The organism is Streptomyces sp. MMS24-W38, assembly GCF_059889265.1.
This window is the reverse complement of the sequence record NZ_JCBCPP010000001.1, coordinates 3,323,851-3,340,325: the sequence shown is the minus strand read 5'-3', so window position 1 is coordinate 3,340,325 and position 16,475 is coordinate 3,323,851. Positions and strand designations below refer to the sequence as shown.

The window sequence follows — 16,475 nt, the reverse complement described above, 5'->3', positions numbered from 1 at the left end:
CTGGACGAGCTGCAGCGCTTCCGCTTGCCTTGGTACGTGCGTTCGCCCCTTCTCTGCCGCGACACGGCCGGGCGGCCGAGGTTCACTTCATTGCATGGGCGACGGCAGTAGCGCACCCCACCGGCGAAGGCACACCCAATGGTGGCGCGCAGATCGGCGGTGGCGGGCCGCCGGCCACCGTTTCGAGGAGAGCGGGGCGGGCCGGCTGTGGGGCCGGCTCTCGGCGGTCGACTTCTTCGGGCACTCCTTCCAACTGGCCTCGCTCGCGTTCTTGTGCTTCTTTCCGTTCCTGATCATCATCACCGCGGCGGCAGGCCGCGAGGCCGCCATGGTCGTCGTCAGCTGGCTGGGGCTGAATCAGCAGGCGGCACAGGCCGTGGCATCCCTGTTTGTCCCTGCAACGACGTCGTACCCCCTCACCGTGACGAGCGCCGTCCTGCTGCTGCTCGGAGCCATGGCCGTGGCCGGCACCCTCCAGAGCTGGTACCGGATGCTGTTCAACGTCCTTGGAGGCGGGTGGCGGAACACCGCGGCCCAGCTCGCCTGGCTTGCAGGGCTCCTCGCCTACTCCGCCGCGCAGGCCGCGCTCGGCAGGGCGTTCGACGGGTGGCTCTTGACCAGTCTGACCGGCTTCCTCTGGGCGGTCGTCTTCTGGTGGGGAAGCTTGTACATCTTGCTCGCCGGTACGGTGGCATGGCGCGCCCTGTTCCTCCCAGCCCTGGTCACCAGCGTCTGCTGGACCGGCCTCGGGGTGTTCTCCGCCCGCTACTTCTCGGCGACGATCGTGGCGAACGAACAAAAGTTCGGCCCTGTCGGCGTCGTCATGGTCCTCCTGTCATGGCTGGTGGCCGTCGGCGTGGTCATCCACCTGGGGGCCGTCGTGGGCCGCATGCTGCGTTGAGCCCCACCGCACGATTTGCCCTCTCACACGGAGCGGCATCACGAGACGCCCATCCGGGCCGTCCTGGGGCCGTAGGAGGGCGCTCAACGACGACCAACGGCAGCTGAGTCGCCGGTCGCAGCGTTGATCGAGGGCACGGCCCCAGGTCAAAGACCCGGTCCTTCACCTCTTCGGCCACTGATCGCGCTCGACGGCGTCGACTCGCCCATTGAGTGATCCGAATCTCCTGACGGCGCCCCCAGGGGGAGGAAATCGGGTTACGGCCGTCCGGCTGGCGTCGCGGAGCCTTGGTGCCACCAGAAACCGACATTGAGTCGTCCCGGAGAATGTCGAAGACGACCTTGGAGAGCAGGAAGAACCACAGCCTGGTCCAGAAGGCGTTCAGCAGGGGGCAGCCGTACGCGAGGTACATCTGCGTGATCCCTTCCTCTCCGTCCCGGGCCGTCACCCGGATGACCCTGTGGGTCCACACCGCGCCGGGGGAGGGCTGGAAGCCTCACACGGCTCGGGGGAGCTTGTACCGGCGGACCCCGGTCCTGCTCAGCACTTCGGGAAGCCACTCACGACTGGGAAGAGATCACCCCGGCTGGGAAACGAGATGCGTGGAAGCCGGGCCGCACCGAAATACCTGTCGTTCGCGGAAATCACCCGCGTTGGGCGAGGCCTCAGCAGGCCGGACAGAACTGTGCTGAACACAGCATGACGCCTAGGAGGGAGCGCACATGTCCGGAACACGGGGGCCGCAGGAGCATCCGAACGGGGCCGGAGCGTCCGCTGCGAGTGAGGCCGGAGCGGGTCTGACTGCGGGGGGCGGTACCCCAGGAGGGCCGGCGCAGCCCGCGCGGCACCGGAAGCTGCTGTACGCCACCCTTCCCGGGAGCTGGGGCGCTGTGGTGCTGGGGTGTCTGTCCTTCACGCCTTCGCTGCTCCCGCGCGGGGGTCTGCTCCAGGGGATGATCTGCGGAATCACGGCGGCCATCGGCTACGGGCTCGGCGTACTGGCCGCATGTGTGTGGCGCGCCTTCGCGGACCGGGAGCCCCGGCCTGCGCGACGCTGGGCCTGGCCCGCCTTCTTCATCGGCGCGCCGATCCTTTTCGGTGTCTTCTTCGGGTTCGGTCAGTACTGGCAGTACGAGATCCGCCAGCTGATGAGGGTGACGGACTACAGCGTTCCGCTCGCCGTCGCGTCGCCCTTCATCGCGGTGCTGGTCTTCTGCCTCCTCCTGCTGACCGGGCGTGGCGTTCGCGGGATTTATCGCTGGCTCTCGGACTTGCTCAAGCGCTGGGTCGGGGCACGGGCCGCCCGGGCGGTCGGCTGGATCCTGGTCACCGGTCTCGCCTATCTGATCGTCACCAGTCTTCTCCTCGACGGATTCGTCGCCCTGGCCAATCAGGCTTTCTCGGTGCGCAACACGACGACCCAGGAAGGGGTGCACCAGCCGACCACAAGCCTGCGCTCGGGAGGGCCGGGCTCGCTGATTCCGTGGGACTCCCTGGGCCTGCAAGGACGCAGCTTCACCGGAGCGGGCCCCTCGCCGTCGGACATCACAGGCTTCACCCACCGTCCCGCGGCGGAACCGATCCGCGCCTACGCCGGACTGGCGTCGTCGGACAGCACCGAGTCCCGCGCCTCGCTGGCGGTCGCCGACTTGAAACGCGCGGGCGGATTCCAGCGCAAGAACTTGCTCGTGGTGACGACCACGGGCAGCGGCTGGGTCGACCCCGCAGCGGTGGACTCTTTCGAGTACCTCACTGGCGGCGACTCGGCAACCGTGGCCATCCAGTACTCCTACCTGCCGTCGTGGATCTCCTACCTCGTGGACCAGTCGAAGGCACGGGCGGCGGGTCGCGACCTGTTCGACGCCGTCTACGACGCCTGGCTGCAGCTGCCGCAGAGCCAGCGCCCCCATCTGTTCGTCGCCGGGGAGAGCCTGGGATCGTTCGGCAGCGAGGCCGCCTTCAGCGGAGAAGCCGACCTGCGCATCCGTACCGCCGGCACCCTGTTCGCCGGGCCACCCAATTTCAACACTCTGTTCCGGCAGTTCAGCGACCAGCGTGATCCCGGCAGCCCAGAGATCCAACCGGTCTACCGAGACGGCCGGACCGTACGCTTCACAACCAACCCAGCCACGGGCATCCCCCCAGCGGACCGGCCTTGGGACGGCACCCGGGTCCTCTACCTGATGCACCCCTCCGACCCAATCGTCTGGTGGAGCCCCCGTCTCATCTTCAACGAACCGGACTGGCTCACCGAGCAGCACGGAAAGGACGTGCTCAAGGGCATGTTCTGGCTCCCCTTCGTGACCTTCTGGCAGGTCACCGCCGACCTTCCGTTCTCCACTGGAGTCCCGGACGGCCACGGCCACAAATACACCACCGAATACGTGGACGCCTGGAACGCCGTCGTGCGGCCCGCCCACATCACCGCCCAGGACCTCGCCCATCTGAAAGAGGTCATTGCCGCGGAGGACTGAACCGCACACACCCGAGCCCCCGGCAGGGGTCAGCACCCTTCTCACCGCAACAGGAATCCGACCAGGTAGCCCAGAGCGTTGACAGCCCAGTGCAGGCCCATCGGCGCCAGCAGACTGCCACTGCGCCGACGCAGTTCGCAGAAGAGCACACCCGCGGCCGCCGTGAACAGCACCGCTCCCGCGTCCGCGACGACGGAGCCGAGCGCGGAGTGGCCGAAGACCGGGATCAGCCGGGGCTTCGCCGCCACCAGGCCCAGCGACGGCAGGATGTGCCACAACCCGAACAACACACTGGACACGAGGGTGGCCCAGACGACGCCACGCGCACGATCCACCAACCCGTACAGAACTCCCCGGAACGCAACCTCCTCCAGCAGAACCGTACCCACAGGGACGGTGATCACTATGCGGAGTGCCACCTGGCCGCCCGTGAACCCGCTGTAGCGCTGGTCGGCGAAAAGTCCGCGGGCGCTCGGAAGCAGCGCCGCAGCCAGGTAGACGACGCAGACCAGCCCGATCAACGCCAGCGCCCAGCGCGCACCACGCCCCATCGCGGATGGGTCCAGCCCCGCATCCGCCCAAGTGTCGCCGGCCCAGAAGAGCACCCCCAGCAGCAGCGCGCTGACCAGTACCGCGGTCAGCAGATGGAACGACGGCGCCCAGCGGTTGTCGATCACGTTCGTGAGCGCGAGCACGGCGATCACCATGCCCACGCCCGTGCCGGAGCCGATCGAGCGCCTGGGGAAGGCCCGCCGAGGGCCGGAGGCGACCACCACGCGCCTGCTGCTGTCAGGTCCCGACGTGTCCCAGCTCGGTCCACCGGTCCACAGAGTCCCCGCTGCACGAGACATGACCGAGGACAGCCTGCGTGATCAAGCAGAGGTTTTCCAGGTCCATGATGCGCTCCGAGATCCCGCCGCCCGAGGGATTGGGGACGACCCAGGGCAGTCGCCACCATCCTGCGGCTGGGAGTCACCGCCCGCCATCCGAGCCACCAGCTGCCACGACTGGGCACAGGTCTCACAGGTGTTCGCGTGCTGCTGAGGAAGTGGTGGCCAGAGCTGAGCGGTCCGGCAGGCAGGCGGCGCCGCGGAACCGACGCCCCAGACGGCCGCCGGAGTGATCACCGCCGGGGAGACGTCACCGTGACGCTCCTGCTCTCTGCCACGGACGCTTCCACGGCCGGGAAAACGGACAGACCGTGCATGACGGCAACCTCCACAAGATCAGCACGTTCGGTCCCTTGCCCGGCTCGACGCGCGCCATCACCTGAGGGTGCCCACGCTTGAGCGGCAACTGCCGGGCAGGGGGATTTCCGAGTCAAGCGGATGGCGGTTCACCTCCCTACGGAAGCAGAAGGCGGCCCAACCATGGCTACTGCGTCTGAGACTCCCGTACTCGACACGATCGCCGCCATGACGATCGACTCCGTCGAGCACTGCCACATGGACGAGCGAACGCTCATCCTCGCCCGCGTCGCCGCACTCGTGGCCATGGACGCACCGGCGATCTCCTACCTGGCCCACATCAACCCCGCGATCAAAGCCGACTTCACGGTTGAGTAATTGCAGGACCTCCTTGTCGCCATCGCTCCCGTGGTAGGAACAGCACACGTCATGTCGGCGGCGGGCTACATCACGCAGGCGTTCGGTGTCACGCTCGCACCGGCCGAGAGCGAAGCCGAAGCCATAGCCCAAGCCGAAGCCGAGAGCCGTAACGCCTCCTGAGACAAACCCGACGCGCCGCTGTGACCGGCGGCTGGAAGAACTGACGTAACAGCCGACACCACAACACCAGAGGCCCCGGATCTCTCCGGGGCCTCTGGTCTGCTGTGCACTCGGCAGGATTCGAACCTGCAACCTTCTGATCCGTAGGATCGGGCAGCACACCATGAGGACGGCTCACGGCCCTTGGCTTCGATCGCTGACATCCGTGATCATGCGCGTCTGTGTGCTGCCGTTGCCGTCAGAGCTGCCGTCAAATTGAAACTACGGCACCACTGTCAAGTGTCGGCGCCCGTCGCAGCCTCAGCGAACCCGCTGCTGGCACATCAACCGCACCGGCCTCAGACACCGAGCTGAACAGAGCTCTCCTGTGAGTTGCAACTTCTCCCACCAGTTCAAGGCGGCTCGCTCCGCTCACCGCGCGCACCCCGGCCCCCGGCCGGGCCGGCGCTCCTGTCTCCGCCCCGCTCCGGCCCGGCCGGCGCCCGTGCCGCGCGCACAGCAGTCAGCCGCTTGCCGTAGAAGGGGGTACATCGTGGCTGGGGCGATCGGCTTCACGGCTTTACGCAGTCACTTTGGCGCGAGCCTCGCAGATCATGGCCCCACGTCGTGCTTTACCGGGCAGGTCCACAGACTGCCCGACGCGCCGGAAGCTTACGGGGCCGTGCTCACTCGCGCCAAAGCCGCTCCACCGACCGCTGCTTCGCAAAGTGCGTCGCAGTACACAGAGCAGGCGCACGACGACTAGTCGAATCATTTCTGCCTTTCTGCAATAAGCAACACCGGCTTAAGGCCTCGATGGACTCCGGCTCCGGAGATGGCGAAGCCACCCACTCAGCCTGAATCCACTGACGAAAGCCGGACCCGAGCAGCCTTCGTCCAGGTCAGCGGCCCAATCGAGCCGTTCCGCGCCTTCACCTCTCGGGTGAAGATCGACTACCGCCCGAAGGGCTGACTGACCTGGGAGGACGCAGTCTGTCCTCCATGGTCATCGGTGGATCCAGGCTCAGGCCGACCAACGATGACGCTGAAGAGTCGAAACCGATCGGGGGGTGGGGAGGGGCACGTATGATTCCGGGCGTGATCACCGGTGACATCAAAGCGAAGATCGACCGTGTCTGGGACATGTTCTGGTCAGGTGGAATCTCCAACCCTACGGACGTGATCGAGCAGATCACCTACCTGCTGTTCGTCCGTCGCCTGGACGACCTGCACACCGCCGCGCTCCAGCGCGCCCAGGTCCTCGGCCAGCCCATCACTGGCGGGATCTTCCCCGAGGGCACCGACGACCAGGGCCGGGACTGGAACGACCTGCGCTGGTCGGTGTTCCGTAACTTCGAGCCCGACCGCATGTACGAGGTCGTAGACAAGAGGGTCTTCCCGTTCCTGCAGACCCTGGGCGTAGACGGCTCCACCTTCTCCCAGCACATGGAGCACGCCCGCCTGGCGATCCCGAACGCCTACATGCTCGACAAGGTCGTCGGCATGCTCTCCGACATCCCGATGCAGAACCGGGACACCAACGGTGACCTGTACGAGTACATGCTCGGCAAGCTGTCCACGTCGGGCACCAACGGCCAGTTCCGCACCCCGCGGCACATCATCGACCTGATGGTCAACATGACCGCCCCACGCCCGGACGACGTCATCATCGACCCAGCCAGCGGCACCGCCGGCTTCCTGGTTGTGGCCGAGGAGTACGTAAGAACCCACCACGCCCAGGCGCTGCGCACCGAGGAGGGCCGCCAGCACTTCCACCACGACATGTTCCACGGCTTCGACACCGATCCGCACATGCTGCGCATCGGCTCGATGAACATGCTGCTGCACGGCATTGAGAACCCCGACATCCAGCACCGCGACTCCCTGTCCCAGCAGGCAGGCCATGATGAGGAAAAATACTCCCTAGTCCTGGCCAACCCGCCCTTCGCCGGGTCGCTGGACTACGAGCAGGTCAGCAAAGACCTACTCAAGGACGTCAAGACCAAAAAGACAGAACTGCTGTTCCTCGCACTGTTCCTGCGCCTGCTCAAGCCCGGCGGTCGCGCGGCCGTGGTCGTGCCCGACGGCGTCCTGTTCGGTTCCTCGACGGCACACAAGAACCTCCGCAAGACCCTCGTGGAGGACCACCGACTGGCTGCGGTGGTCAAGCTGCCATCGGGCGTGTTCAAGCCGTACGCAGGTGTCTCCACGGCGATCCTGTTCTTCACCAAGACGGGCGTGGGCGGCACGGACGAGGTCTGGTTCTACGACGTCAAAGCCGACGGCATGAGCCTCGACGACAAACGCACGATGCTCGTGCCCGAGGATCAGTTCGGGCCTGTGCCCTCCGCAGACTTCGTGATCGCGAACCATGAGAAGAACAACCTGCCCGATGTCCTGGGCCGCTGGCACCAGCGTGAGACCTCTGAGAGGTCGCGAGCGCGCACGGACCAGTCCTTCACGGTTCCTAAGGCGGAGATCGCGGAGAACGACTACGACTTCTCCATCAACCGCTACAAGGAGATCGTCCACGACAAGGTCGAGTACCCCGAGCCTGCTGAGGTCATCGCGAACCTGAGGGAGCTTGACGCCCAGATCCGTACTGGCCTCGATGAGCTGGAGGGGATGCTCGCGTGACCGCGATACCGACTGGCTGGAAGCTGTACAGCACGCATGCCATTGCTGGTCTTGCGAAGGACGCGCTTATCATCGGCCCCTTTGGTAGCAGCCTCAAGACGAGTGATTATGTCAACGAGGGTGTGCCTCTCGTGTTCGTCAAGGACATCCGCTCTGGAAACTTCTCTCACCCGCGGGCGTATGTCGCCGCTGATAAGGCTGCCGAGCTCGCGGCGCATCAGGTGGTTCTGGGGGATATCTTGGTCACCAAGATGGGGGACCCGCCGGGGGATGTGGCTTTGTATGACAGTGATGCGCCAGGAATCATCACGGCCGACTGTATCCGCTTGAGGCCGGCATCGGGATTTGATCGCAGGTTCCTTGTTCACGCGTTTCGAACACCGGAAGTGCGTCACCAGATCAATTTGATTACGACTGGAGCGGCGCAGAAGAAGGTCAGTCTGGACCGGTTCCGCACCCGGGTTCACATTGCTGCACCTTCATTGGAGGAGCAGCAGCGGATCGCACGTATCCTCGACCATATAGACGACCTCCGCGCCAAGCGCCGCGCTTCCATAGATAAGCTCGCTGATCTTGCACTTAGCCTTGCGGAAAATATCGCCTCGGGCCAGGAGCGGATGAGGCTTTCCGATACGGGAATTTCATTTTCGTCCGGGAAGAGTGTCGTTGGCACCGGAGGGGATGAATCTACGGCGCGGGTGATTAAGACCAGCGCAGTTTCAGGAGGTGTTTTTGACCCTCTACAGTCAAAGCCTCTTCCTGGCGGATACGAGCCACCCGCGCGTCACAAAGTTGCGCCCGGAGACCTGTTGGTTACTCGGGCCAGCGGAAGCATCGACATGATTGCGGTTCCTGCTTTCGCCACAAAGCATGAAGGGGATCTATATCTCCCGGACAAGGTTTGGCGCGTCGAATTCGAAGCCGATGCAAAGTTGCGTCCAGAGTTCCTCGCGGAATCCTTCAAGACGCCTCGATTCCGTCGATACATTGAAAACGCTGCCAGTGGGGCAAGTGGCGTCCGTAACGTATCGCAGGCCAAGTTTATGAAGTATGAGGTTGCAGTTCCTCTGTTGAGCGCTCAGCAGGAGTTCGCGGCCAAGGCTCGGCAGATCAACGTGGTTCGCCAGCAGTACCAGGCACACCTGACGCAGCTGAACACTCTATTCGCGTCATTGCAGTCCCGCGCATTCCGCGGCGAACTGTGAGGCGTTGACGTGTCGCCACGCACTGTCCGGTTCCACATAGACACCGGCCCTGCAGCCCTTTTTGAGCGGGTGCGACAAGTGATCTCATCGAACACCCAGGTCGTGGCGGATGTGGCTCACCTGGAGCAGCGCACCGCAGAGCGCGCGCTGCCCCAGGATGTCATCGAAGCCTTCGACCCTGCGGTGTGGGAGTTGATGGCGGTCGAGGCCCGCAGGGACACGGGTCGATTCGTCTCCAGTGCCTGGCGGTGCGAGTACCAGGGTCGGTACTTGTGGATTGTGCTCGGTTACCGCAACGCGGTGCGCACCGCCTACCTGGCCTCGCCGTCCAAGCGGGGCCTAGGACCCCAGATCGTCACGACAGGCCCGTTGTGGGACCTGGCGAAGCAGACCAATCAGAGCCTGCTGGAACAGGCGCATGGGGAGTGAATCGGGCTTTCGGCCCGTCATGGTCCGTCAGGCCTAGTGACCGTGGGGTAGGGACTGGTTGACTACTCCTGTCAACTTCACACGCATGCATGGGGGAGTGCCAAGGGTGGGCACGTTCGAGTTCGTCAAGGCCGAATGGCCTGTCCTGCACCAGCTGGCCGACCGCGCCGAGCAGTACGCCCGCTTCGACCCGTACGCCTCTGGCATCTACTCCCGTCGCGCTCTGGAGGCTGCAGTCGGATGGCTGTACGCCTACGACGGCACCCTGGTTACGCCCTACCAGAACGACCTCAACGGCCGTTTGGCCGAGCCGACGTTCAAGGCCCTGGCCGGCCCGGATCTGCTGGACAAGATGCACCTGGTGCGCCGGACCGGGAACCGCGCGGCGCACGACACCACGATGACGAAGGTGACGGTGCAGCACGCGGTGGCCTCCCTGCGCGCGCTTTTCCACAGCCTGTACTGGCTGGCGCGCACCTACACCCAGTACCCCGGCTCGATCCCGTCCTCATTGACGTTCGACCCGGCCGCGCTGCCGGTGCCCAAGACTGCGGCGCAGAAGCAGGACCAGGCGCGCAAGACGCACGTGGAGATCGAGGCCCTGGACGCAGAGCTTGCAACCAAGGCCAATGCCCTGGAGGCGGAACGGGCCAAGAACGCTTCACTGGAAGCCGAGCTGGCCAAGGTCCGCGCCGCGCTGGCGGCCAAGAAGGCCAACTCCAAGCTGCCGGACACGCATGACTACGACGAGGCCACCACCCGCACCGACCTGATCGACGACTTGCTAGCCGAGGCTGGCTGGCCCCTGGCTGAGGTTCGGGACAGAGAGTTCCCGGTGCCTGGGGCGGCGGCGAACGGTGGCACGGGATATGCCGACTACGTGCTGTGGGGCGACGACGGGCTGCCGCTGGCCGTCGTGGAGGCAAAGCGCACTAGCCGAGACCCGATGGACGGTCTCAAGCAGGCCGAGACGTACGCCGACGGCCTAGCGAAGATCTACGGGCGCCGCCCGGTCATCTTCACCACGAACGGCAACGAGCACCGCATCTACGACGACGACGGCTACCAGCACGGGCCCGGATACCCGCCACGGAAGGTCGCGGGCTTCTACACCAAGGATGAGTTGGAGTGGATGCAGCAGCGCCGCAAGAACCGGCGGGTGATCTACGGCGTGCCGCTGCCCGAGCGGACTGCGAAGGTCGCCACCCGTGACTACCAGGGCCGCGCGATCCGCGCGGTGGCCGAGGACTTCGACGACAAGGCCCAGCGGGGGGCGCTGCTGGTCATGGCCACCGGTACGGGCAAGACCCGCACGGTGATCGGCCTGGTCGAGACCCTCTTGAAGGCCGGGTGGGTGCGCCGCGTGCTGTTCCTGGCTGACCGGGACGCGCTGGTGCGTCAGGCGGTGCGTGCGTTCGGCAAGAACCTGCCGGACGTGCCGGCCGTGGACCTACGGGAGGCGGACAAGGCTGAGAAGGCCCGTATCTACGTGTCCACGTACCCGAAGATGATGAACGAGATCAACGAATTCAAGGACGACGGGACCCGCAAGTTCGGGCCGGGGTTTTTCGATCTCGTTGTCATCGACGAGGCCCACCGGTCGGTGTACCAGAAGTACCAGCACATCTTCCGGTGGTTCGACTCGCTGCTAGTGGGCCTGACTGCCACCCCCAAGGACGAGGTCGATCGCAACACATACTCGCTGTTCGGGCTCGAACAAGGCATCCCAACCGACTTCTACCCTCTGGACCAGGCCATCGAGGATGGGTGGCTCGTGCCCCCTCGGGTGATCGACGTGCCCTTGAAGTTCCCCCGCCAGGGCGTGCGCTACGAGCAGCTCTCGGACGAAGAGAAGGACCAGTGGGACGCACTGGACTGGGGTGAGGAGGTCGAGCCGCCTGACGGTGTGGACGGCGAGGCCCTAAACAACTGGCTGTTCAATACCGACACCGTCGACAAGGCCCTGAAGTTTTTGATGGAGAAGGGCCACCGGGTCGAGGGCGGTGACCGGATCGCCAAGACAATCATCTTCGCAAAGAACCAACTGCACGCCCGGTTCATCGTAGAACGGTTCGACCGCGCCTACCCGCACCTGGCTGGCAAGGCCGCGCGCGTGATCATCTCCTCCGACCAGCGCGCGCAGACGACCCTGGATGAGTTCTCTGATGCGGCCAAGCAGCCCGACATCGCCGTGACCGTCGACATGCTCGACACTGGCGTGGACGTGCCTGAGGTCGCCAACCTCGTCTTCTTCAAGCGTGTGTTCACCTCCTCGAAGTTCTGGCAGATGATTGGCCGCGGCACCCGGCTGCGCCCCGACCTGTACGGGCCCGGCCAGGACAAGGAGGACTTCTTCGTCTTCGACCTGCTGGGCAACGCCGAGTGGTTCAACCAGGATCTGCCCCACGCCGAGGGGCGGGTAGCCAAGTCTCTGCACGCGCGAATGTTCGCCACCCGTGTGGACTTGCTGCGCACTATCGGCCTTCTGGACGAGCCCAGCGAGGAACTGGCTGGGCTGCGCGACGACGTTGCTGTGCGGCTGCACGAGACCGTGGCCGGGATGAACCTGGACAACTTCATCGTGCGCGAGCACCACTCCTGGGTGGAGACCTACGCCAACCGGGAGGCCTGGGCGCGCGAGAAAATCCGCGCCGCCGACCCCCAGGACTTGGGCGACCTGATCGAGAACCTGGGCGACCTGCCCACCTCCGACCGCGGGGACGGCACCGACGAGAAAGCCAAGCGGTTCGACCTGATGATGCTCACCCTCCAGTTGGGCACCCTGCGTGCGGATGTGGACGTGGCACGGGTGCGGGAGAATGTGCGGGCAATCGCCTCGGCGCTGTTGGAGAATCGCGACGTGCCTCAGATCGCCACTCAGGCCGCGCTGCTGGACGACCTAGCCGGCGAGGAGTGGTGGCAGGACGTTACCGCTCCCATGCTGGAGGTCGCGCGCCTGCGGATACGAAGCCTGGTCGGGCTGATCACCAAGTCCCAGCAGAAGATCGTCTACACCGATCTGGTCGAGGAGATAGGCGAGGTGGGCGAGGTCGAGCTGACCGCCGCGGCTAAGGGCGTCAACGCCAAGCGGTTCCGCCAGAAGGCCCGGGCGTATCTCGCCGGACACCTGACCAACTTGGCCCTACAAAAGCTGCGCCGCAACAAGCCCCTAACCCAGCAGGATCTGGACGAGCTAGGCCGCATGCTCGTGGACGCCCAGATCGGCACGGAGGCCGACGTGAACGCCGCCGCCGAGAAGGCCCACGGCCTGGGCAGGTTCATCCGTTCCCTTGTCGGCCTGGAACGTGAGGCCGTCGAGGAAGCATTCGCCATGTTCCTGCAAAACACGGGTGCCACTCGCGCTCAGCAGGACTTCGTGCGCCTGGTCATCGACCACCTGACCGACAACGGCGAGCTCGACCCCAGCCTGTTGTGGGAAGACCCGTTCAACCGGGACGACCCCTCCGGGGTCTCAGGAATATTCCCCGACCCGGTCCCGCTGGTCGAGGTTATCCGCCGTTTCAACGACGGGGCCGACCTGCCGCCGTCCGTGACGGCGTAAGGACACCTGTTGCACGCTGGTGGTTTTCCCGCGCAAATCACTCATAGTGTGTACCTAACTGCGTGAGAGCAGCGCCATATAGAGATCACCTCGGGACGCAACCCAGCTGTACCAGACGTAGAGGTCAGCCACAGTCGACACAGGCGGGTATTAAGCGTGTTCCTACTCGCATCTCAGCCAAAGAAGCCCCAGTGGTCATCGAGAAGTCATCCCGGGTCCCCGTCTCCAATCCGATGGTCAAACACGCGAGAGCCCCGGACCTGCTGCATTGCCCGAGAGCCTAGCGCCCCCGGAGTTGTAGAACTAGGCGCCGTCCTGACGTGACAGTTGGATCATCGGTCTGGCCACCATCGACCGTGAAGTCGAAACGGCGTGTCGGAAGAACCGGACGAGCCGTCATGCAAGAGCGAAGCTAGTCCTGGACATACTCAGCCGGCTGCGACCTGCACTCAACCGCGCATCAAGTCGTAGGCCACCGTCATCCAGGTCGACGGCATCCCCCGTGCTGTCGGGCGTCACCGCGACTACCTACGTCGAAGCCGGGGTTGACGGTCGATAGCCGGGGTTGACGTGTGAGAATGATGCTCCGATTCGCGCCCGCGCCCACTGGAGACGACGTGACTATCGCGGACCTTATTGCAGCGCCGGACCGACAGCAGGCGCCGCTTAAGACTCTGGCTCATGTTGAGTTTCAGCTGCGGGTGCTGGGGCTGCTCTGTGCTGCCGCTGCCGGGGGACCAACCACGTTGTCCACACCGGGATCCCTCGATGTATGGTCCCGCTACATCAATCTGCAGCGCGGTTCTCTGGGTTGTGATGTCTGTCAGTCCGCCGCCCTTGACGTCGCGGACAGCGTCAATACCGAGGTGGCTACGGGCACATCGGTCCGCCAGATGCGCAACCAGGTGTTTCACGGCGGTCCCGACCCGGAGAACGTGGACCTCAGTGCTCTCCATCGGGTGGTCTCAGACAATGCGGACCATATCGTGATGATCTATGAGCACGGGCACGTCCCCCAACTGGAGCCGTTCTTCATCCTGATCAATGGTGAGCTCGCCGCCCTGCACGACTACTCCGGGGGGTTCGCGACCTATTGGCCCCGCCGTGGGTCGGCGACCGACGTCACCCGACCGGAGATCCTGGAGGCGCTTCAAAAATTGGGGCTGCAAGGCGGCGACCGGCTGCTTGAGAACTTTGCGCTGGACATTCGGAAGGATCTCCGCGGATTCGCCGAGAGAGATTCGATACAGACCTTGGTCTCTCCGCCTGATCCGATCACGGTGCGGTGGGATCTGCGCACCTCCCATGGCACGATCCGGCGCGTCGACCGGTTTGCACTTAATGCCGATCATGCTCGAGTTTGGCAGTCAGATTCAGGATTCAAACCATATAAGGCGTTTCTGGCAGAGATCTGCAACTGGGAGCTCCTCAAGGAACGGCTTCTGGAGGAACTCGAGGAGCAGGTCGCGCTTGAGAGCCTGATCAAGGAGGAGCTGTTCCCGGATCTCAAGCAGCACGTCCGTCATGTGCCGTCCCGTGTCCGCATCGTTGGGGATGGCACCGATGTCACCATCACCCAGGCATGTGAACAGATCACCGACCAGACCGGCTTCTACAGCTCGTACACGAACCTCATCACGCTGACTGGGGAGGCTGGATCGGGCAAGACGCACAGCCTGCTGCAGTTTGCTCGGGAGTCGCTCTCCCACCGCGGTGAGCTCACCCCCCTTGCGATCTACATCTCATCGAGCGGAGCCAGTGCGAACAGCCTCGACACGCTTCTCGACGCTCGCTTGGCACGGACGAAGATCCTCGACAAGAGCTCTGTGCTGGCTCTGTGCCGCGCGGGTCTCGCCATCCTGGTGATCGACGGCTTTGACGAGCTGCTCGGCTTCCGAACCTACGATAATCCGCTGACCGGCCTGAAGCCCATCTTGGACGAGCTGCGGGGCAGAGGGACAGTCATCCTGTCGGCGCGCTCAAGCTACTCCGAAGCCCGTCTTCGCCAAAGTCTTGACCTTCACGCCGCCCTGGACTGGCCGCCGTACGTGACAACGCTCGAACTACTGCCGTGGCAGCCCACGCAGCTGCGGGAGCTCACCGATCACCTGTCTGTCGATGAAGCGGGAGCGAATAAGTCTCCTGAGATCCGACAACTTCTGACTACGCCATTCTTCTGCCTGGCCTTCGCCGCCTGGGTGCGATCCGAGAAGACATCCGAGTTCTTGCAGTTCGTCGTCGAGACCTATCTGCAGCGGGAACGACGCAAACTGGTTGGCCAAGGAAGTGTAAAGCTCTTCGGATCCGAAGTGCTGGCCGACATTTTCTCCGAAGTTGCAGAGATGATAGCTCGAAACGCCGTAGCAGAGGTCTCCGAAGAGGACCTAGAGCTAGCAGCGTCTCAAGCTCTGGGCCGGGACCTCACCAAGGAAGAGAAGCGCCGGCTGATAGCGTTGTGCGGGATGAGTGCCGAATGGGCGGACGAAGAACTCTCGTTCAAGTTCACCCACCTCGCGATCGCCGAACAATTCCTTGCCCGGCAGGTCGCCAGACTACCGCTCGACCAGGCGGCCGCCCTGCTGTTCAGCGTTCCCATCTCGGCGCTCTGCGCGCAGCTGATCAATTCCATCTGGCAATCCGAGCATCGTAGGGCGCCCAACGCGCTGATCACGGCGCTGCAGGAAAAGGTAAACGCGGCAGAGCCCTATAACCAGCGTCGGTCCGGGATGATCAGCCTGGGCGAGCTGTGGGCGAGGGTCTACGGGGCAGGCGACGCCCCTCGCACTGCGCGTCGGATCACAGTCGAGAATCTGGAACTCAGCGGCTCTGGCCGAGTTACGCTCCAGGAGGCACACATCCAGAATCTGACCGTGGGGCCAGGTGTTGAACTCCTGTTGACCTCCGGCCATGTCGATCGAGTGGACCTGTCGAAGTCGTCGGGTGCCGCTCTGGTGGGGGACTCCTACAAGCAGGTACTCGAGGTACTGACGCAAGGCGAATTGGCGGTCGGGCAGTCGAGGATTAAGCACGTGCTCGGGCTACCTGAAGACACGGCCTACGACGTTAGCGAGGTCGACAACTACTTCAAGTCGAACATCGCCCTTGCCCGGGGACCGATAATCGTGAGCTCACGCGAGTATGCTCCGGACAAGGACAACCGGTTCAACTGGATTCGAGCCTACGGTCTCGACGCCTGGCAAGACTTCGTCCGCAGGATGCAGGAGGAAGGAAAAATTATCCTCGACAAGGTGAACGCGAGCGGGCGCCTCAAGGTGCGGCTCCACCTGACGGAGAAGTTCGACGAGCAGTGACCCGAACAGAACCATCACAGCACCGTCGCATGACGGCTCGGGGATCAACGCTTCGGCATAGTCGCACGATGTCCTGCACATGATCATGCGAACCGCGGGAGGGCGAGCGGCCGTTGGAGCACCATCCGGCTGCGATGTCCGTAGCGCGGGTTAGCCGCAGTGCCCCGGCGCGGCGGGGATCACGTCGAGCGAAGCCGTGCCCGACCCTTCGGCCTGTCTGCCTGCGGTGTATCGCTTGGTGTTGGCTGTC

8 protein-coding genes and 1 pseudogene are annotated in these 16,475 nt (G+C 64.5%); 8 read left to right on the top strand and 1 reads right to left on the bottom strand.

Translation table 11 applies throughout. The features are described 5' to 3' along the window. Positions 1–94 precede the first annotated feature (94 nt). The gene (locus tag AC6F7H_RS13995; RefSeq protein WP_500757333.1) at positions 95–901 is read left to right on the top strand and encodes a ribonuclease BN; all 807 of its coding nucleotides are present in this window, start codon (positions 95–97) and stop codon (positions 899–901) included. A 722-nt stretch (positions 902–1,623) separates the two neighbouring features. Continuing rightward, positions 1,624–3,375 (top strand): alpha/beta hydrolase, encoded by a 1,752-nt coding sequence (locus AC6F7H_RS13990; protein WP_500757332.1) that lies wholly within the window; start codon positions 1,624–1,626, stop codon positions 3,373–3,375. Between the two features lie 41 nt (positions 3,376–3,416). Here AC6F7H_RS13990 and AC6F7H_RS13985 read toward each other — a convergent pair whose 3' ends face one another. Continuing rightward, positions 3,417–4,151: a CPBP family intramembrane glutamic endopeptidase gene (locus AC6F7H_RS13985; RefSeq protein WP_500757331.1), complete on the bottom strand. Its 735-nt coding sequence runs from the start codon at positions 4,149–4,151 to the stop codon at positions 3,417–3,419. A gap of 594 nt (positions 4,152–4,745) precedes the next feature. Here AC6F7H_RS13985 and AC6F7H_RS13980 point away from each other — a divergent pair. The 6 genes and pseudogenes from AC6F7H_RS13980 (at position 4,746) to AC6F7H_RS13955 (ending at position 16,225) form a co-directional block, all read left to right on the top strand. Continuing rightward, a pseudogene (locus tag AC6F7H_RS13980) lies at positions 4,746–5,102 on the top strand (carboxymuconolactone decarboxylase). Between the two features lie 1,077 nt (positions 5,103–6,179). Next, on the top strand, positions 6,180–7,718 hold the full coding sequence (locus AC6F7H_RS13975) for a type I restriction-modification system subunit M (protein ID WP_500757330.1): 1,539 nt from the start codon (positions 6,180–6,182) through the stop codon (positions 7,716–7,718). Further along, positions 7,715–8,923, top strand: coding sequence for a restriction endonuclease subunit S (locus AC6F7H_RS13970; protein WP_500757329.1), 1,209 nt, complete (start codon positions 7,715–7,717; stop codon positions 8,921–8,923). Before AC6F7H_RS13975 ends, AC6F7H_RS13970 begins: the two co-directional genes overlap by 4 nt. Positions 8,924–9,001: 78 nt before the next feature. Further along, complete coding sequence (locus AC6F7H_RS13965) at positions 9,002–9,352, top strand: hypothetical protein (RefSeq protein ID WP_500757328.1); 351 nt, start codon at positions 9,002–9,004, stop codon at positions 9,350–9,352. Positions 9,353–9,458: 106 nt separating this feature from the next. Continuing rightward, positions 9,459–12,914 (top strand): DEAD/DEAH box helicase family protein, encoded by a 3,456-nt coding sequence (locus AC6F7H_RS13960; RefSeq protein WP_500757327.1) that lies wholly within the window; start codon positions 9,459–9,461, stop codon positions 12,912–12,914. 617 nt (positions 12,915–13,531) lie between these two features. Beyond that, on the top strand, positions 13,532–16,225 hold the full coding sequence (locus tag AC6F7H_RS13955) for an NACHT domain-containing protein (RefSeq protein WP_500757326.1): 2,694 nt from the start codon (positions 13,532–13,534) through the stop codon (positions 16,223–16,225). Positions 16,226–16,475: the final 250 nt, after the last annotated feature.